19 protein-coding genes and 1 riboswitch are annotated in these 19,741 nt (G+C 44.9%); of the genes, 4 read left to right on the forward strand and 15 right to left on the reverse strand.

Annotation, left to right across the window (positions count from 1 at the left end; translation table 11 throughout):
• Positions 1-413: 413 nt before the first annotated feature.
• The 3 genes from ACPEPR_RS03350 (at position 414) to ACPEPR_RS03360 (ending at position 3,112) form a co-directional block, all read left to right on the forward strand.
• Positions 414-1,304 (forward strand): sulfite exporter TauE/SafE family protein, encoded by an 891-nt coding sequence (locus tag ACPEPR_RS03350; RefSeq protein WP_016658193.1) that lies wholly within the window; start codon positions 414-416, stop codon positions 1,302-1,304.
• 127 nt (positions 1,305-1,431) lie between these two features.
• On the forward strand, positions 1,432-2,523 hold the full coding sequence (locus ACPEPR_RS03355; protein ID WP_005177632.1) for a 3-deoxy-7-phosphoheptulonate synthase: 1,092 nt from the start codon (positions 1,432-1,434) through the stop codon (positions 2,521-2,523).
• Positions 2,524-2,587: 64 nt separating this feature from the next.
• Positions 2,588-3,112, forward strand: a complete 525-nt coding sequence (locus tag ACPEPR_RS03360) for a protein tyrosine phosphatase family protein (RefSeq protein ID WP_016658194.1) — start codon at positions 2,588-2,590, stop codon at positions 3,110-3,112.
• On the opposite strand, the gene ispF is transcribed toward ACPEPR_RS03360, so the two are convergent.
• A complete protein-coding gene (gene ispF, locus ACPEPR_RS03365) occupies positions 3,100-3,588 on the reverse strand; it encodes a 2-C-methyl-D-erythritol 2,4-cyclodiphosphate synthase (RefSeq protein ID WP_005177629.1) in 489 nt (162 codons plus the stop codon). The two genes, ACPEPR_RS03360 and ispF, sit on opposite strands and share 13 nt — an antisense overlap.
• 97 nt (positions 3,589-3,685) lie before the next feature.
• On the opposite strand from ispF, the gene ACPEPR_RS03370 reads away from it, so the two are divergent.
• The gene (locus ACPEPR_RS03370; RefSeq protein WP_005177627.1) at positions 3,686-4,336 is read left to right on the forward strand and encodes an A1S_1983 family putative colistin resistance protein; all 651 of its coding nucleotides are present in this window, start codon (positions 3,686-3,688) and stop codon (positions 4,334-4,336) included.
• A 14-nt stretch (positions 4,337-4,350) separates the two neighbouring features.
• On the opposite strand, the gene ACPEPR_RS03375 is transcribed toward ACPEPR_RS03370, so the two are convergent.
• The 14 genes from ACPEPR_RS03375 to rimO form a co-directional block, all read right to left on the reverse strand.
• Complete coding sequence (locus ACPEPR_RS03375) at positions 4,351-5,259, reverse strand: AEC family transporter (RefSeq protein WP_104488970.1); 909 nt, start codon at positions 5,257-5,259, stop codon at positions 4,351-4,353.
• Between the two features lie 211 nt (positions 5,260-5,470).
• Positions 5,471-6,754 carry a D-amino acid dehydrogenase gene (locus tag ACPEPR_RS03380; RefSeq protein ID WP_423561924.1) on the reverse strand — a complete coding sequence of 428 codons (1,284 nt, stop codon included), beginning with the start codon at positions 6,752-6,754 and terminating at the stop codon, positions 5,471-5,473.
• A gap of 132 nt (positions 6,755-6,886) precedes the next feature.
• Positions 6,887-6,973, reverse strand: a riboswitch (glycine riboswitch).
• A gap of 141 nt (positions 6,974-7,114) precedes the next feature.
• The gene (lpxA, locus tag ACPEPR_RS03385) at positions 7,115-7,903 is read right to left on the reverse strand and encodes an acyl-ACP--UDP-N-acetylglucosamine O-acyltransferase (RefSeq protein ID WP_016658197.1); all 789 of its coding nucleotides are present in this window, start codon (positions 7,901-7,903) and stop codon (positions 7,115-7,117) included.
• A complete protein-coding gene (gene fabZ / locus ACPEPR_RS03390) occupies positions 7,900-8,385 on the reverse strand; it encodes a 3-hydroxyacyl-ACP dehydratase FabZ (RefSeq protein ID WP_087662207.1) in 486 nt (161 codons plus the stop codon). Before fabZ ends, lpxA begins: the two co-directional genes overlap by 4 nt.
• A gap of 5 nt (positions 8,386-8,390) precedes the next feature.
• Entirely contained in the window at positions 8,391-9,461 is a 1,071-nt protein-coding gene (gene lpxD, locus ACPEPR_RS03395) for a UDP-3-O-(3-hydroxymyristoyl)glucosamine N-acyltransferase (RefSeq protein WP_423561925.1), read from the reverse strand.
• 3 nt (positions 9,462-9,464) lie between these two features.
• Entirely contained in the window at positions 9,465-9,962 is a 498-nt protein-coding gene (locus ACPEPR_RS03400; RefSeq protein ID WP_005177611.1) for an OmpH family outer membrane protein, read from the reverse strand.
• Between the two features lie 42 nt (positions 9,963-10,004).
• Positions 10,005-12,506, reverse strand: coding sequence for an outer membrane protein assembly factor BamA (bamA, locus tag ACPEPR_RS03405; protein WP_160243254.1), 2,502 nt, complete (start codon positions 12,504-12,506; stop codon positions 10,005-10,007).
• A 42-nt stretch (positions 12,507-12,548) separates the two neighbouring features.
• A complete protein-coding gene (gene rseP, locus ACPEPR_RS03410) occupies positions 12,549-13,904 on the reverse strand; it encodes an RIP metalloprotease RseP (protein WP_104498766.1) in 1,356 nt (451 codons plus the stop codon).
• A 3-nt stretch (positions 13,905-13,907) separates the two neighbouring features.
• Positions 13,908-15,104 carry a 1-deoxy-D-xylulose-5-phosphate reductoisomerase gene (gene ispC / locus ACPEPR_RS03415; protein ID WP_005177604.1) on the reverse strand — a complete coding sequence of 399 codons (1,197 nt, stop codon included), beginning with the start codon at positions 15,102-15,104 and terminating at the stop codon, positions 13,908-13,910.
• Positions 15,105-15,929, reverse strand: a complete 825-nt coding sequence (locus ACPEPR_RS03420; RefSeq protein WP_045795728.1) for a phosphatidate cytidylyltransferase — start codon at positions 15,927-15,929, stop codon at positions 15,105-15,107.
• Between the two features lie 3 nt (positions 15,930-15,932).
• Complete coding sequence (gene uppS, locus ACPEPR_RS03425; RefSeq protein ID WP_075168195.1) at positions 15,933-16,685, reverse strand: polyprenyl diphosphate synthase; 753 nt, start codon at positions 16,683-16,685, stop codon at positions 15,933-15,935.
• A 6-nt stretch (positions 16,686-16,691) separates the two neighbouring features.
• Positions 16,692-17,246, reverse strand: a complete 555-nt coding sequence (gene frr / locus ACPEPR_RS03430) for a ribosome recycling factor (RefSeq protein ID WP_005177597.1) — start codon at positions 17,244-17,246, stop codon at positions 16,692-16,694.
• Positions 17,247-17,325: 79 nt separating this feature from the next.
• Positions 17,326-18,054, reverse strand: coding sequence for a UMP kinase (gene pyrH, locus ACPEPR_RS03435; RefSeq protein WP_005177594.1), 729 nt, complete (start codon positions 18,052-18,054; stop codon positions 17,326-17,328).
• A gap of 48 nt (positions 18,055-18,102) precedes the next feature.
• Positions 18,103-19,446, reverse strand: coding sequence for a 30S ribosomal protein S12 methylthiotransferase RimO (gene rimO / locus ACPEPR_RS03440; protein WP_005177586.1), 1,344 nt, complete (start codon positions 19,444-19,446; stop codon positions 18,103-18,105).
• Positions 19,447-19,741: the final 295 nt, after the last annotated feature.

Below are 19,741 nucleotides of genomic sequence, written 5' to 3' on the forward strand. Positions count from 1 at the left end.
GCAGTTTCATGACCATCAGCAACTTTTTATCATGCTGAAAGATTGATCAAATAAAATCCCAAACTCCAACACATGTCATCTCTATGTAATGACACTGAATACACAAATAATGAATTTAAAGTGAAATTTCCTGCTATTTTTAATCTTTTTATCTTTCCATTTTGCTGCGCTGTCATCACAAAATCCGTCTATTCGGCCCTGCACATCCTGATCTTTTTACTAAAAAATCCCCTTTTTTTCAGCTTTAAATCCAGCAGATTTCAGATAGATCTATCTCCACGCTGTTTCACTATAAATGTTGATCTTTTTCTCATCTTTAGCATTTTTTAGAATAAGCAAATCATTAATCATGCCAACGACTTATATCCGAAAGTCATAAGATAAGCACGTTTTTTGATGTATGGCATATCCCCATGTTTGGTGCAGTTGAGTTTATTTTGGCAGGTGTTTTGGTTGGCTTCTGTGTAGGTGTGACCGGTGTAGGCGGTGGTTCGTTAATGACCCCGATTTTAATCAGCCTGTTTAAGATTGAACCGCACATTGCCATTGGTACCGATCTGCTCTATGCCGCAATTTCCAAATTCTGTGGTTCACTGGTCCATGCCAAAAAAATGAATATCGTCTGGCCAATTGTGATCTGGCTGTCTGTCGGCAGTATCCCGGCGTCTTTTGCAACGCATTGGGTACTCGACAACTATTTAAGCCAGTCCACGCATTATAAAGCTGTGCTGACCATGGTCTTGGGCTTTATGCTGACCCTAACCGGCATATCTATTATTTTCCGCAGCCAGATTGAAAAATTTTTCAACAAATATCGCAAACATGAATTGCCAGATATGACTCAAGACCTGGAAAAGGTCGACCTGAAGGCCACCAACAAGCGCGCGATGATTGTGGTGATGGGAATTGTCCTGGGTGTGTTCGTCACCCTATCTTCGGTGGGTGCAGGTGCCTTCGGCATTATGGCGCTGGTGCTAATGTTCCCGAACTTGCCAATGATCCGCATTATCGGCTCCGATGTGGTCCACGCAGTCTTATTGACCTTTGTCGCCGGTATGGGTCACATGACCTCGGGCAATGTCGATTTTGAACTGCTGATGTGGTTACTGGTCGGTTCTATTCCGGCAATTGTGGTCGGTACTTTAGTCAGCTCACGCCTGCCTGAAAAAATTATCCGTAAAGTGCTGGGCATTACCCTGTTCGCGCTTGGGGTGAACTTTATGCTGAACCCGGTCAAATCCAAACCGGCACAACCAGTTGAAGCGGCGATGGTGGTGAGCGCTGAAAAAACATCGCCAGTTTAATTTATCTCTGCGATTCATCACTTTTTTTTCAGTAATCTATTGATCTTTTTTATAACAATAGGCTGCTATATTCGTGTTATATTCAGGCTATTAAACAATCTTGTATACGATTAAACCAGTGACGGCAATGAACACTTTACAGTCTAACCCTATTACACCTTCAGATATCGATGATGTGAATATTAAAAGCATCCAGCCACTTGTGACCCCTGCTGAACTCAAAGCAGAACTTCCACTGACTGACTCTGCTTATCACACCGTACTGAAAGGTCGTGAAACCATCCGCAATATTCTTGATGGTAAAGACAAACGTCTGTTTGTGGTCATTGGGCCTTGCTCGATTCATGATCCTGTGGCAGCACATGATTATGCAGACCGCCTGAAAGTGCTGAGCGAAAAAGTAAAAGATACCTTATACATCGTAATGCGGGTGTACTTTGAAAAACCGCGTACGACCGTGGGCTGGAAAGGTCTGATTAACGACCCGGACATGAATGACTCTTTCAATATTGAAAAAGGTCTGCGTATTGGCCGTAAACTGCTGCTGGAACTGAATGAAAAAGGTCTGCCTTGTGCCACTGAAGCACTGGACCCGAACTCTCCACAGTATTATCAGGATCTGATTTCCTGGTCAGCGATTGGTGCGCGTACCACAGAAAGTCAGACTCACCGTGAAATGTCTTCTGGCCTGTCTTCACCGGTTGGCTTTAAAAATGGTACTGATGGCGGCTTAACTGTTGCGACCAACGCAATGCAGTCTGTAAAACATGGTCACAGCTTCCTGGGGCTGAACGAACATGGTCAGGTGTCGGTAATTCGTACCAGCGGTAACAACTATGCGCACGTGGTATTGCGTGGTGGTAATGGCAAGCCAAACTATGATGCCGGTTCAGTCGCCGATGCAGAAGCAGCGCTAATTAAAGCCAAAGTCAGCACCAAAATCATGATTGACACCAGTCATGCCAACTCCAACAAAGACCCGTACCTGCAACCACTGGTCTTAAAAAACATCACCGAACAGATTTTAGATGGCAATAAATCAATTGTCGGGATTATGGTCGAAAGTCATTTGAAAGGCGGTCGTCAAGATATTCCTGCAAATCTTTGCGATTTGGAGTATGGTAAGTCTGTTACCGATGGATGCATCGACTGGGAAACCACTGAAAAATCCCTGCTTGAGATGCATGAAGCATTGAAAGAGGTTTTAGCCAGCCGCTAAAACTGACTCAAAAACGCCATCGTCAAGATGGCGTTTCCATTTCAGTTGCAGGAAATTTTATCTGATGAATGAAATTGAAACCGCTTTAAGCCAAATTGATCACTTTCAGTTTGTGCATGAACACCTGTACACATCCGGCCAGCCGAATGCGGAACAGTTACGTCAGATTAAAGAATATGGCATTACCACTGTGGTTAATGTCGCACTGAGTGATGCCGAGCAGCATCTAGCCAATGAAGATAAAATCTGTCTGGAACTGGGCCTGAACTATGTACAACTGCCCATCTCTTGGGAAACTCCATCTGACGCCCAATGTCTGCTGGTTTTAGACCTGATTGATCATCTGGTGCAGGATCAGATGGTGTGGTTGCATTGCGGTACCAATCAGCATGTCAGCAGCCTGATGTATTTATATCGTCAGTATTATATGAATATGGACATGCCTACCGCGCAGGAAATGTTGCACCAGATCTGGGAGCCGAATGAAACCTGGACCGGTCTGATTCACGCTGTTGCCTTACAACTTCAGGGCCGTAAAGCAACCCAGGAACTGCAAATTTCCTTAATGAAAACCGATCACTTTGCGTGACAAATTAACACCGTAGCTGTAGCCAGAATTCCTTCCTGACGGCCGGTAAAGCCTAATTTTTCCGTGGTGGTGGCTTTAATGCTGATTTGAGTCACATCCACATCCAGCACATCGGCAATACTCTGGCGCATTTCCAGATTGTGCTTAGCCAGTTTCGGGCGTTCACAGGCCACGGTAATGTCGGCATTATTCAATAGATAACCGCGGTCTAAAATCAGCTGATAAACATGCTTCAGCAACACCCGGCTGTCAGCGCCCTTAAATTCAGGATCGGTGTCGGGAAAATGCTGTCCAATATCGCCCAGTGCCAATGCACCCAATAAGGCATCGCATAGCGCATGTAAAATCACATCCCCATCTGAGTGGGCTTTCAGAGCATGGGTATGTGGAATTTTAACCCCAGCCAATGTCACAAAATCGCCTTCTTCAAAGGCATGTACGTCTATTCCCTGCCCAATTCGTATTTGTGCAACCATATTCAACTCCTTCAGAAATAAACGATTGAAATCTTGTATTCACAGTTTCTCTTTCGCTATAGTTAGCTTACGCAAGCTAATGAAAGTATAAGCGATCATGCTGTTGAAAACCGAGATGAATCTTATAAAAATCATTGGAACCCTGTTGTTTTTGGGCGCCGCGGGCACCCCGCTATCGCATGCACAGAAAATCAATTGCGAGCAGGCCAACACGCCTGCTTTCAATAAAATCTGCCATGCCGATTTACAGGAGATTCGTGAGCAGCTCAATGATCAGTTTCTGACGGCTTTTCTGGTGACTGATGCCCCGCTGCGTATTCTGCAAGATACCCATCAGCTCTGGTTTAAACGTGCGCAGCAGTGTAAAACCACCGAGTGTTTTAAACAGCAGTTTGAAGCGCGTCTGGATCAGTTAAATTTCTTTAGCTCGATGAACCAGAGCATGACCCAGCATTATCTGAAATTTGAACAGGGACAACTGGCCAAGCAGCCGGTACATTTGCAGATTCATCAACTAAATAAAGACAGTATTAAAATTGAAGGTGTGGCCTATCGCAGTCCAAACAACAAGCTAGACACCCAAACCATTTCCTTACTGGCCTATACCTCACCGCAGCAAAAGCAGCATATTATTGATAATGAACATGACTGCAATTACCAGCTCGACTTCCAGAAGGCTTATTTAGCCGTGCGTACTGAACAAAAAGGCTGCGAGCGTTTTAGCGGTATTTATCGTCTCTATGATTAAAACCTGACAGCGCTTTACATCACCCACCACAAAATCAATGGCAAACTGAACGCCGCACACACAGTCTGCAGGCTAATCACACTGGCCATCAGCTGGCTATCTCCCCCCAAAACTTTGGTCAGAATATAAGCCGATGAGGCCGTCGGCAAGGCAAAAAACATCACCAGAATCTGGGTATGCAGGGCCGGCAGATTCAATGCCAGACAGGTCGCCAACGCAATCATCGGCATCAACAGCAAGCGTCCAAAAGTGTTTAATAACAAGGTCCGCAGATCTTTACGCAGCCCCTGAAACTGTAATGCTGCACCAATACACATCAAGCCCAATGGCAAACTGGAAATGGCAATCTGTTTTAAATAATTTTCAAAGCCAATCCATAAGCGTAAATTCAGCAGATTAAACACCCCGCCTGCAATACAGCCTAAAATTAAGGGATTTTTCAATAATGATAACAGGATGGATTGCAAGCGCATCCCTTCTGAATTGGTCAGGGCCAAAACCGAAAGCACATTGACCAGAGGAATGCAAAACACCAGCAGAATAGCAAACAGCGCCATACCCTGCTGATAAAACAAAGACGCCGACAGCGCCAGACCGATATAGGTATTAAAACGCACCATGCCCTGCATATACACGCCAAAACGTGCCGCTGCAGTGCCATACAGCGCCTTGAGGATATATAACAGACAAACCGCAATCAGCAGGGTCAGACCCGCTCCCAGCATCATGTGGCGAATTTCGCTGGCCTGAATTTCGGCATGCGCCAGGCCCAAAAACAGCATCACCGGGAACAGCAGATAGTAGTTGAGCTTTTCTGCACCGTGCCAGAATTTATCTTCTAAAAACCTAAAGCGCTTGAGTACATAGCCCAACGCAATCAGAAAGATTAAAGGAAATAGCGCAACCAGAATTATATTTGCCATCGTTTATCCATACATATCGCGGTCTGCCCAGGACGGCAGCATCTCAATCCATTTTTTTAATGGCAGTTCAAAATCTTAAAGCAAAAAGATATTTTATTTAAAGCCTGAGTATAAGCCAAATAGCCCGTTGAATTGACAGCGATTTGCTTCATTTTGATGGATTTATTTTGCCAGAACCCGGCAGATGATCAGCATCTCTCCTAATGCCCTGTTACTTTAAAACAGAGCTTAACTGAATGTTCTCATTACCCGTCACCGGATAATGCTGCGCAATTTCCTGACTAATCATCAATGCTGTCGCCGCAGATAAGGTCCAGCCCAGATGCCCATGGCCAGTATTATAAAATACCCGTGGATGCTGGCCCTGCCGAATCACCGGCATCATATTTGGCATCATCGGACGTAAACCTGCCCACGGCACCACGCTTTCGGTTGAAATATCAAAATTCCGCTGCACCCAGCGCACCAGTGGCTGAATCCGGTCATGGCGAATATCGCGATTATAACCATTAAATTCGGCCGTTCCGGCAATCCGCAGCCGATCTGTGCCTAAACGTGAGGTCACAATTTTGGCACTTTCATCTAGCAGACTGACCCAAGGTGCCTGCTTTTGGCTCTGTTCATCCTGTAAATTGACGGTAATGGAATAGCCTTTGACCGGATAAACATTGACCCGATCACCTACCTGTCGCGCCAATTGATAGCTCCCCACACCGCCGCAAATCAGCACGGCATCGGCATGTAAGGTTTCCACCATCGGCTGATCTGCCAGCGGATCTTCAATGGCTGGCCGATAACTCAGCTGTACCTGCTGGGCGTCTAGCTGAATATCATGAACATCCCGGCCGAAAATATAACGTACACCCTGCTGCATGGTGACTTGAGCCAGCCCCACCGTGAATTTATGAATGTCGCCGGTGGCATCTCCCGGGCAGTAAAAACCTGCATAATATTGCCCAGTTAGACTTGGTTCAATCTGTCGGATTTCATCCAGACTGACCTGATAACGCTCCAGCCCCCCCTGACAGAGCAAATCATTGACCCGAATTGCAAAGTCAAAATCCGCTTTATTATGATAAAAATGTAAAATTCCACGTTTTTCCAGATTGAAATCAATCTGTTCCTGTTCTGCAATTTCAAATAAACGTTTGCGTGCCAGAAGTGCCAGGCGCACTGTTTCCTGGGTATTGTGTTCATAGTTGCGGATATTGCTTAAGAACTCGATCAGCCAGCCATACTTATGCAGATCAAATGCAGGATTTAATAAGAGCGGCGCCGACTTTTGCGACATCCATTTCAGGCCTTTCAGTACAGTGGCTTTCTGATTCCAGACTTCTGCATTACTGGCCGATAACTGGCCACCATTGGCATACGATGTTTCCATCGCCGGGTATAAATGCCGGTCAATCACCGTAACCTGATAGCCTAAACGCATCAGCTCATAGGCTGAAGTGACCCCGGTAATTCCTGCACCAATGACAACAACATGCGGCATAAAACGCTCCTTGGAACAGCTGTTCCATTCGTGATGCCCCATCTGTCAGGGTACCTGAGAGCTTCGATTTAACTGATGTTCAGCCCAACCATCCCCTTCGGTGAGCACTGCGCGTGCTTCTCTCCAGATTTTTGAATTATTACGGTCCTTTTGCCTGAGAGTTTCCGGGGTCGTTGCTCCTTCGGCGAGCACCAAGTGCCGCTCTCCCGCAATAATTTTTATTGTATAGCTTGAATATGAGCAAAATCCGGGCCAAGCACGAGTAGAAATTTGTATCTGATGTTCAAGAAACCTCAAAATCTGGATATAAAAAAACTGCCCCAATTGGAGCAGTTTTTTGAATCAGCTTCAAACAGCGTGTTAGCGTACAATCCCGCGTTTAGACTGTTCTAGTGAATCAATTAAACGCTGTGCTTCCGGCACTTCTGGCAGAATCTCTGCACGGATTTTCTGAATGGCTTCTTCAGTGGTTAATCCTGATTTGTAAATCAGTTTAAAGGCGTCCCGTAATCCTTGAATCACATTTTTCGACCAGCCTTTACGACGCATACCTTCAATATTCATAGCAAAAGCATGCGCAGGATTACCCGAAACCATCACATAGGCCGGTACATCTTTCAGAATTAAAGATGCGCCACCAATCATACTGTAAGAGTCAATTTTACAGAACTGATGAATACCCGAGTTTCCACCCACCACCACATAATCACCGACATGCACGTGCCCTGCGACACCGACATTATTGGCAAAAATATTGTGATCACCCACGATACAGTCGTGAGCAATATGCGTATTGACCATCAACAGGTTGTGGCTACCAATTTTAGTGATGCCTTTGTCCTGAACCGTCCCGCGATGTAAGCTGGAATGTTCACGAATCAGGTTATAGTCACCAATTTCCAGCCAAGTTTCTTCACCCTGATATTTCAGGTCCTGACAGACTTCGCCAACACTTGCGAACTGGAAAATCTCATTATGCTCACCAATACGGGTATAGCCACCCACCACCACGTGTGAATGCAGCTTTGTACCCGCACCAATGCTGACATTCGGACCAATAATACTATAAGGTCCAATTTGCACATCAGGCGCAATGACTGCAGAGGAGTCAATTATAGCGGTGGGGTGAATGAGGGGGTTATTGCTCATGCTTGCTCTGTTTTCTGATGCGAAATCATAATTTCCGCGGTTGCTGCAACAATGCCATCGACCGTGGCGATACAATTATATTTGTAAATACCACGTTTCTGCATTACTAATTCAGATTTTAATACAAGTTGGTCGCCTGCAACCACTTGTTTTTTAAATCTAACTTTTTCGGCACCGGCAAATAGGAATAATGCACCCGCAGTCGGTTTCTGATTATTCATAATAAAGCCAAGCACGCCTGAAACCTGTGCCAGCGCTTCTACAATCAATACCCCTGGCATAATTGGATATTCAGGGAAATGTCCTTGTAAAAACTCTTCATTAATCGAAACGTTCTTATAACCCACAATCCCGTTGTCAGTTACATCAACGATTCGATCTACCAATAAGAATGGATAACGATGTGGCAAATATTCACGGATGGTTTGAATATGCATTGGCAATTCAGGTTTCGTAAATGTTGGGGTATTCGACTCAGTCATCATAATTATTTACGCAATTTTAAAGTTGATTCAAGGGACTCAATTTGAGTCTGCATATGATCGAGTCTTTTCTGCAATTGGGTCAATGGCACATCTGCTAATTGTCTAAAGCGAATCACCGCGCGTTTCCATTGCGCATTTGGTAATGCACCGGTGCCCGAAGAATAGGTTCCTGGTTCAGAAATACTCTTTGTGACCATTGACATTCCGGTTAAAGTCACGTTGTCAGCAATAGAAAGATGACCAGAGACCCCACACGCACCTGCCAGAATACAGTTTTTGCCAATGATGGTACTGCCGGCAATACCGCATTTTGCAGCGATAGCAGTATTGGCCCCCACTTTCACGTTATGCGCGATTTGCACAAGGTTATCAATTATGACACCATGTTCCAAAATGGTGTCATCCAGCGCACCACGGTCAATACTACAATTCGAACCAATTCGTACATCATTACCAATCTGTACTGAACCTAACTGTGCAATGCGGTGCCATTTGCCCTGATACGGAGCAAAACCAAAGCCTTCACTCCCGATCACGGTATTGGCATGAATGCGGACCCGGTCAGCAATTTTGGCTTCACCAGTGATGGTGACATGCGAATCAATAAAACATTCTTTACCAATTTCAACAAAATCATCAATTTTGCTATGCGATTGGATAATGGTTTTATCACCCACCACACAATTTTCACCCACCACCACATAATGGCCAATATAAGCACTTTCAGAAATGATCGCTGAGGGATGAATTTTTGCGGTACTTTCAATACCCGTTTGGGTGTGCTTACGCTCAAAGACATGGGTTAAAATTGCAAACGCCAAATAGGGATTTGCCACCACAATAAAGTTCTGATGCGTATCAAGCTGCTGCTGTAACTCGGGCGTGACAATTAAAGCACCCGCTTTAGATACTTTTGCCTGCTCCACATACTTGTCAGCATTGACAAAAGCAATGTGCTGCGGTTTAGCAAGCTCCAGGCTCGCTAAACCCTGGAGACCTAAATCGGCCTGACCGACCAGCTCGCCCTGGACCAGACGAGCAAGTTCTTCTAAGCGATAATGTTGATAACTCATTGATTACTTGATTGCATTAACCTTTTGAATCATTTTATCAGTTAAATCATACTTAGGGTCATAGGCAAGTGCTGAGTTTTTGTTCAAAACCACATCTAAATTATTTTCTTTACGCAATTGTTCTGCTGCCTGCTTGATGCGCTGCTCAAAATTGTCATTCATTTTTTGCAGATCAGCCTGCACTTTGGTCTGCAAACCTTGCTGTAAAGTATTAAATTCTTTTAACTTGGCCTGATACTGCACCGATAATTTTTGCTTATCGGCTTCAGATAAGTTCGCTGACTGCTGGGCACGTTGCTGCAAATTTTCCAGCTCTTTACCCAGCTGTTCAAGTTTAGTGGTTTGAGGTTTAAGCGATTGTTGCAATGCACTATTTTGCTGTTTTAAATAGCTACTGCTTTCAACCACACGCTCTAAGCTGACCACACCATAACCTGCCGCCTGTGCCGCTGCGGCACAGGACAGTGTGAAACCTAAAACCGCCAGTTGTATCTTCTTCATCTTGATCTATCCCTATTTCAAGCATCCATGAACAGACCGTACTTAGAACGTACGGCCAATTTCAAACTGGATATTCTTGGTTTCATCACCTGGTTTTTCATTCAGCGGATATGCATAACTTAAGGACAATGGGCCAATCATGGTAATCCAGGTAAAGCCTACACCGACGCTATAACGCATTTCACCGAAGTCAAAGCCAAAGTTATCTTCACAGTACTGTTTACTACTTACTGAATCCCCATTTACGAAAATATCGTTATTAGAAACATTACATTGAGTATCGAATACTTGTGCACCTTCAGCAAAAATCACCGGACGAACCTGACGTGCCCAGTCCCCTTTAAATGGTACCGGCAAAGCCAGTTCAGTACCAAACTGTACTAAAGCATTACCACCCACTTCTTCTGGAGATGGATCAGTCTTTCCAATATCAGAGAAATAAACACCTGGATATTTTGGTCCTAAGGTACTGTTGTCATAACCACGTACCGAACCATAACCACCGGCATAGAAGTTCTTATAGAATGGTAAGTCATTACCATAACCCACCTTACCATAGCCACGCAGCACAAAATCTTTGCCCAGCGGATAATAGGCCTGTGCATCATAGGTAACTTTTTGATATTCCACATCACTGCCCGGTAAAGCAATTTCTGCATTCACCCGATGCGACATCCCCATTGTTGGGAAAATCGGACGGTTAAGGGTATTATATGACCAACCTAAATTTAGGTTATAAGTCAGGAAGTCACCCTTAAACTCTCGACCATATGGGATGGTTTGAACTAGAGTTCCATTTTCATCCACACACTCCCCATCTGCATTGATATTTGCTGGACAATGATCGCCTCTTTGTGTTTCTCGACCACCATGGCTTTCTAAATAATCTGCCACATAAGTCGATACATAAGGACCAGTTGTCACTTCAGTATTATCAATATTTAAGCCCGCACTAATGCTCTGGTTTTCATCAATTGGATAACCAAAGTTAATTCCGCCACCAAAACTGTCGGTCACATAGTTGTTAACGTTATAGTCATCATCCAGTTTGGTTTTACGGTAGTACATATTATAACCGCGACGCACACCATCAATGGTAAAGTACGGATCGGTTACGCTTAGGTTATAGTAGTCCTGTGTTTCAGAACGCGACAAGTCAATCGACACGGCATTACCGGTACCCAGGAAGTTGGTCTGGCTTAAACCGGCCTGGAAAGTTACACCGCCACTTTGCGAGAAACCCACCGCCAAGGTACTGGTACCTGAATGCTGTTCTTCCACCGCAACGTTAAGATCAACCTGATCCGGTACATTCGGAACACGCACCGGTTTAATATCCACGGTTTTAAAGAAACCAGTACGTTCTAAACGGACTTTAGACAGATCAATTTTTTCGTTACTGGCCAATGCACCTTCCATCTGGCGCATTTCACGACGTAGCACTTCATCGGCAGTTTTGGTGTTACCACTGAAGTTAATGCGGCGTACTGTGACTTGCTGACCCGGGTTGATGTAATAGTTCAGATCAACCTGTTTGGTTTCTTCATTAATTTGTGGCACCACATTCACTTCTGCATAGTAATAACCGGCATTACCATACTTGCGAAGCAGCAGCTGCTTAACCGCATTGACCTTTTCTTGCGAATAGGTTTCACCATCTTTATAGATTTGCAGCGCTTTTAATTCTTCTGGTGCATATAAAGCATCACCCAAGAATTTGGTTTGACCAAATTTGAACTGTTCGCCTTCATCAATCGACACCTCAATGAAGATGTGCTGTTTGTCTTCACTTAAGTTCAGGCTCGAATTATTGATATTAAAGTTGATATAACCACGGTTTAAATACAGCGCACGTAAAGCTTCCAAGCTTGCTGCCATTTTCTCACGCGCATAACGGTCATTACGTGAAATCACAGAAGCCCAGCCACTTTCCTTGACTGCAAAGGCCTGTTTAATTTCGCTGTCTTTAAAGACGGTATTGCCAATGATATTAATATCAAAAACTTTGGCCGCTTTACCTTCAATAAACTCGATGGTCAGGTCGACGCGGTTATTCGGACGTGCTGTGGTAATGACTTTGACATCGGCATCATAACGGCCTTGCTGCATGTATTGCTGTTCAAGTTCCGATTCTAGTGTTTGCAAAGCAGACTTTTTCAGCACTTCACCTTCAGCCACGCCCATTTTCTTTAAGCCTTCTTCAAGGGCTTCTTTTGGAATTAATTTATTGCCTTTAAATTCGACTTTCGAAATGATCGGACGTTCTACCACCTGAAACACCAAGGTATCACCTTGCTGGGCAGCTTTAATATCATCGAATAAACCTGTGGCATACAGGCTGCGAATTGCATTTGCAATGGTGGCATCGTTGACACGATCACCACTATTTACAGGAATCATTCCATAAACATTGGCTGGCGTTAAACGAACAAGTCCGTCAATTTGTATATCTCTTACGATAAATTCATCTGCTGCATATACTTGTTGTACTGCTGCCATAGCACTAACCAGTGCCAGAGGCATAAATAAATGTGTGTGCTGCATGCCAGTCTTTTCCAATGTTAAATTTATTGCCTATCCACGTTGTTATAAACGCATAAAATCATTAAATAATGCCAGAAGCATCATGCTACCGAGCAATACCATACCAATTTTTAAACCAACTAATTGTATTTGTTCAGAAACAGGTTTACCACGAATTAGTTCTATAAAATAATAAACCAAATGTCCACCATCCAGCATTGGAATTGGCAGTAAATTTAGAATACCCAAGCTTACACTCATTAGGGCCATAAACGAAATAAAAGTTTGCCAGCCCATTTCAGCGCTTTGTCCTGCCACCTTGGCAATGGTAATCGGGCCAGACAGGTTATCTAAACCAATCAGACCACGCACCATTTTGACGATGGAGTTCAAAATCATCGAGGAAATTTGACCGGTTTTATCGACCGCCATCATTAAGGCTTCTGTAGGACTATATTGAATGGTTTGTTTATATTCTTCAGGAATTGTTATTTTTCCCGGGTCACTTTGTACACCTAACATACCGGTGGTGTTGCCCATATTGTCGCGTTTGGCCTGCGGCATAATTTCCAGCTGTACCCGCTGATCTTGACGCAACACATCAATCTTCAACAGTTTCTCTGGCGATGCCTGTACCACTTGTACCACATCGTACCAGTCTTTCATGACAACACCGTCAATCGCTAAAATCTGGTCACCTTCTTTCATCCCTTGACGAATGGCAGCGCCATCTTCACTCAGTTTGCTGACCACTGCTGGAATATTCGGACGATATGGCGTAAAGCCCAGCACCTCAAGTGGTGACTGAGATTGATCTTTCAAGAAATCTTGAATCGGTAATTGAAAGTTTTGTGGCTGACCATCGCGGTTGGCCTGAATATGAATGGTACCTGTTTCACCAGCACGATCCACCAGCGCAAAATTCAGTTTTTCCCAGGTGCTGACCTGGGTACCATCGACTGCGGTAATCCGGTCACCCGGCTGCATATTCACTTCAGCCGCAGGCGTTTGTGGCAAGACTTTCCCAACACGGGTATTCAGCTGTTCCTGAGACGGTAAAAACAGAATCCAGAACAGTACAATCGCAAAAACCAGATTAATTAAAGGACCTGCCGCGACAATCGCGATCCGTTTCCACGGATGCTGACGGTTAAAAGCAAAAGGTAGATCTTCTTCTGCCACATTGCCCTCACGTTCATCCAGCATTTTGACATAGCCGCCCAAAGGCAAAGCCGAGAGCTGATATTGAATACCGGATTTCTTCGAGGTCCATTTCAGCACTGTCGGGCCAAAACCAATAGAATAAACCAGGACTTTGACCCCCAGTTTGCGTGCAACAAAGTAGTGCCCAAATTCATGAATTGCAATTAACGGCCCCAACAAAAGAATGGCCGCAACAATAATAAATAAGGCACTCATGTCTTAGCTTCCTGTCTGAATCACACACTGCTGTGCAAAAGCACGGGCATTCTGGTCTGCCTGAAGAATGGTTTCAATTGAATCTGCGGCGCGATTGGCCAGATGATTCAGGGTCTGTTCAACAATTTCTGGAATCTGGGTAAACCCAAGCTGGTTTTGCAAGAAAGATGCCACTGCAATTTCATTGGCCGCATTTAGCAAGGTCGGTGCAATACCACCTGCCTGCATGGCCTGACGTGCCAGCTTTAAGGCCGGGAAACGCGTGGTATCCGGTGCCTGAAAATTCAGCTGTGAATGGATAAATAAATCCAGCGGCGGAACATGCGTCTGCAGACGTTCCGGCCAGGCCAACGCATGCGCAATTGGCGTACACATATCCGGATTACCCATTTGCGCCAAAGTTGTTCCATCGACATATTGAACCATGGAGTGAATAATACTCTGTGGATGCACCACCACTGTAACAAATTGTTCTTTTACTGCGAACAAATGGCAGGCTTCAATCAGCTCCAGACCCTTGTTCATCAGGGTGGCGGAATCGACGGAAATTTTTTGACCCATAGACCAATTGGGATGTTTACAGGCTTGCGCCGGGGTCACACTGTGTAACTGTTCCAGACTATGATTTAAAAATGGCCCACCCGATGCGGTCAGCAGAATCTGCTGCACACCCAGTTTTGGTTGACCATTACGCTCGACCTCAAAATAGTTTTGCGGCAGGCACTGGAAAATTGCATTGTGTTCGGAATCGACCGGCAATAATAAAGCGCCATGATCACGCGCTGCCTGCATCATCAGGTCACCGGACATCACCAGGGCTTCTTTATTGGCCAGTAGCACGCGCTTACCGGCCTGCACTGCGGCCAACGTTGGCATTAAACCTGCGGCACCAACAATTGCCGCCATCACCACATCCACTTCAGGATGTGAAGCCACAGCTATTAAACCAGCTTCATCACAGAGGATTTCAATATCGGCAAGATTAGCCTGCTGTAACAGCTGTCTTAAGGAATCGACCTGTGCAGCAGGTACCACGGCCACTTTGGGATGAAACTGTTTGCATATTTCAACCAGCTCAGCAATACGACTGTGAGCCGTTACGGCATATACCGAATATTTTTCAGGATGTTGTTGCAGTATTTTTAAGGTGCTTTGACCAATTGAACCTGTAACACCCAATATACAAACAGCTTGTAACATCTATAAATCTACGCCAATAAGTTTCAGTACATACATGCTTGCAGCAAAGATTGGAGCCGCTGCGAGCAAGGAGTCAATGCGGTCCAGCACTCCACCATGTCCTGGCAGAATACGACCAGAGTCTTTAATTCCGGCACGGCGTTTGATCATGGATTCAAACAGATCGCCCAGTACCGAACTAAATACGGTTATCATGGACAGAATCAGGAATAAAATATGTTGGGTCAGGCTTAAGTCCAGATAGACAATTTCCACGAACAGCACAATCAGGATGGCGGTAAACACGCCACCATATAAACCTTCCACCGATTTGTTTGGACTGACATGTGGTGCCAGTTTCTTTTTACCAAACTTGCGTCCGACAAAATAAGCGCCAGAATCTGCACCCCAAACCAGCAGGAACAGATACATCAGCCACCACGGTGAATGGGTCCAGACCGCATAAATGGCAGTCACGGCGGCAGAAATCAGCACAAAGCCAATAAAGTTCAGGCTTGGATTGTACCAGCCATCATATTCAGGATAGGATTTCACCCAATACAGGCTGAGCAGCCAGGTTAAAATCGAGGCTGACCACAGCAATAACGCAATATCACTAAAATATAAAGCAAGCGCGGAAAGAGCGGCGGTCACCAGACCATAACCCCAAGCCATGGGCTTGATGACATATTTTGTTGTTCTTGGCATGAGTTTGAACCACTCATAGCCCGCAACCCCTGCTGCAAAAATCATCAGCACAAACATTGGATAATGGGACTGAGTTGCAAACATACAGCTCAGCACCACAGCGACCAATACCAATGCGGTAATTATCCGCTCTAACATGTATTAATTCTCAAGTTTCTCTTGTTGGATTTGCTCTGAAGTTTTTCCAAAGCGACGTTCGCGTCCTGCAAACACATGAAACGCATCATCCAGCTCTTCTACACTAAACTCAGGCCACAAGGTCGGAGTAAAGTACAGTTCGGCATACGCGGCCTGCCAAAGCAAGAAATTGGACAGCCGATAATCTCCACCCGTACGAATCAACAGGTCCACAGGCGGTAAATCACCTAGGCACACATATTGACCGAACAGCATGCTATCAATCTGTTCCAGCGCGACTTTATTGGCCAGTACATCAGCCGCAATCTGTTTGGCTGCTTCTGCCATATCCCACATGCCCCCATAACTGATGGCAATGGTTAAAGTCATGCTACTGAACTTAGCAGTCCTTTGTTCAGCATGCAACATCAAGTCACGAAGATGTGGGGATAAACGACTGCGATCGCCAATAAAACGCAAGGCAATCTGGTATTTTTCCATGCGCGGCATTTGCTCATGAATCGTGTCTTCCAGCAATTGCATGAGTAAATCAACTTCATATTGCGGACGATTCCAGTTTTCACTTGAAAATGCAAAAACGGTAAGTGCCTGAATGTGTTTGCTGCGACAATAGTCAACAATCGGATCTAGAATATTTTTACCTTCACGGTGACCGTCGCCTTTTTGCAATTGATTTTTCTTGGCAAAACGGTTGTTGCCATCCATGATGATGGCAACATGTTTTGGAAGCGTCTGACAGTCTTCAGATGTGGTCATCGACAATTAGACCTTCATCAACTCAGCTTCTTTAGCAGCCAAACGCTTGTCGACTTCAGCAACATATTTGTCGGTGATTTTCTGGATATCATCGCCTGCACGACGTTCATCATCTTCAGAAATTTCTTTTTCTTTCAATAATGCTTTGATATCGCCCAAGACATCACGACGGATGTTACGAATCGCTACTTTGGCATTTTCCGCTTCAGAACGCGCAACTTTCTGCATGTCTTTACGGGTTTCTTCGGTTAAAGCTGGTAGCGGCACACGAATCGAATCAGCAGTAATCGGGTTCAGACCGAGGTCAGATTCACGAATCGCCTTGTCAATTGCAGACACCATAGTACGTTCAAATGGCTGTACGATAAGAGTACGTGAATCTTCAACACCCACGTTTGCCACCTGGTTTAACGGCACATCTGAGCCATAGTAAGGAACCATCACACCGTTCAAGATTGATGGATGGGCACGGCCGGTACGAACTTTGGCAAAACCTTGCTCCAAAGACTCCAGAGTCTTTTGCATACGCTGTTCGCTGTCTTTTTTAAGATCGTTAATCATATGATCTTCCTTACTTAATTCTTAAAGATGTAATTACTAAAATAGCGTGTAGTATAAAGAGCTTTCAGGCCCACGTACATTAGTTCGTAACGTGAGTTCCTTCTTTTTCACCCATAACCACTGAAAGTAAAGCACCGGCTTTATTCATATCGAATACCTGTAACGGTACATTGTGGTCACGGCATAAGCAGATTGCGGTTAAATCCATCACGCCGAGCTTTTCATCTAACACCTGATCGAACGTCAGGGTGTCATATTTCACCGCATCTTCGTATTTGCTTGGATCTTTGTTATAAACGCCATCTACCTTGGTGGCTTTCAGAATCAGATTGGCTTCAATTTCAATACCACGCAAGCAGGCAGCTGTATCTGTGGTAAAGAACGGGTTACCTGTACCGGCAACGAATACGCACACTTCACCTTGGGTTAAGTGGCGAATTGCATCACGGCTTGAATAAGATTCTACAACGGTACCAATTGGCAGTGCTGAAAGCAGACGTGTTTTAATGTTACGGCGTACTAAAGCATCACGCATGGCCAGACCGTTCATCACAGTCGCCAGCATACCCATCTGGTCACCAGTCACACGACCGACCAGACCGTCTTTTTGTAACTGGCTGCCACGGTACAGGTTACCGCCACCAACCACGATACCCACTTGCACACCCAGACCGACCAGGTGCGCAATTGCCAAAGACATCTGATCAAGGATTTGGGCATCAATCCCCATATCCTTGTTACCCGCCAGTGCCTCGCCTGAAAGCTTCAGCAAAATACGTTCATAACGTGGCTTTTTAGAATCCAACATCATCAAACTCCAAAGTATTTAATTTAAATTTTTTCTGTATATCAGTACTTAAGCAGATTTGATCGCAATCAGCTTGGCAAATAAATCGTATTCATCTGCATCGGTAATTTCGACTTCAAGCAAATCGCCTGCTTTAATTTTTGACTTGTCGATATCTTCAACAAACACGTTACCATCAATTTCAGGTGCATCTGCATAAGAACGCGCAACGGCAACCGGGAATTCTTCTTCCAGATCATCCACCAGCACAGTCATGGTCTGACCAATGCGTTTTTGCAGTTTTGCAGCTGAAATTTCCTGCTGCACCTGCATGAAACGTTCATAACGTTCCTGCTTGATTTCTTCCGGCACATGATCTGGTAGATCATTCGCGGTTGCACCTTCAACCGGTGAATAGGTGAAGCAACCGACACGATCCAGCTGCGCTTCTTTCAACCAGTCCAGCAACATCTGGAAGTCTTCTTCAGTTTCACCCGGGAAGCCAACCACGAAGGTGGAACGAATCACCAGATCCGGACATTTTTCACGCCATACGTTTAAGCGCTCTAGCGTATTTTCACTGTGCGCCGGACGTTTCATCAGCTTGAGGATTTTCGGACTGGCATGCTGGAATGGAATATCCAGGTACGGCAAGATTTTGCCTTGCGCCATCAGGTCAATCACGGCATCGACATGCGGATAAGGATAGACATAGTGCAAACGGACCCAGATGCCCAACTGGCCCAGGGCTTCACACATGTCATAGAATTTGGTTTTAACCGGCTGGCCGTTCCAGAAATCTAGCTTGTATTTGGTATCCACACCATAAGCTGAAGTATCTTGAGAAATGACCAGAACTTCTTTTACACCAGCACGTTTCAGCGCTGCGGCTTCTTCCAGAACAGAACCGACCGGACGGGAAACTAAATCACCACGCATGCTCGGGATGATACAAAAAGTACAACGGTGGTTACAGCCTTCTGATATTTTCAGGTAAGCATAATGTTTCGGGGTTAAACGGATCCCCTGTTCTGGCACCAGATCAATAAACGGATTGTGCTTTGGTGGCTCCGGCACATACTGATGCACGGCATCCATAACTTCTTCATAGGCTGCTGCACCAGTCACTTTTAAGACATTCGGATGCATTTGACGAATCTTGTCTTCGTCTTTACCTAAACAGCCAGTCACAATGACGCGACCATTGGCATTCATGGCTTCGCCAATGGCGTCTAAAGACTCTTGTACTGCAGATTCAATAAAACCACAGGTGTTAACCACGACTAAATCAGCACCGTCATAATCCGATGCGACATCATAACCTTCAGTCTTTAACTGAGTTAAAATTCGTTCAGAATCTACCAATGCCTTAGGACAACCTAAAGAAACAAAACCGACTTTGGGGGACTTCATGAATCTGCGCTCCACTAGAATGCGCGTATTGTATGACTTTTCTGGCCATAAAAATAGAGAAATAGCCCACTCTTTGCATAATGCACCAAAATACAACCACTAAAGCCGGCTTATACACAATATTGCACCATTTTGATTCACTTTTGGTTTACAGCACTGGCGTTATCCGCTATACCTGAATCAACCCGTCCATTTCAGCGCATTTTTCTCATAAATTGGCTTGATTTACAGGAATTTGAACAAAGTTGGCGTGCATTTTGCTTAATTTGCATCATTAACGTTCTTAATTCAGAAA

The sequence above is a fragment of the Acinetobacter sp. AND/436 genome, from assembly GCF_049546925.1.
GTDB classification, from domain to species: domain Bacteria; phylum Pseudomonadota; class Gammaproteobacteria; order Pseudomonadales; family Moraxellaceae; genus Acinetobacter; species Acinetobacter indicus.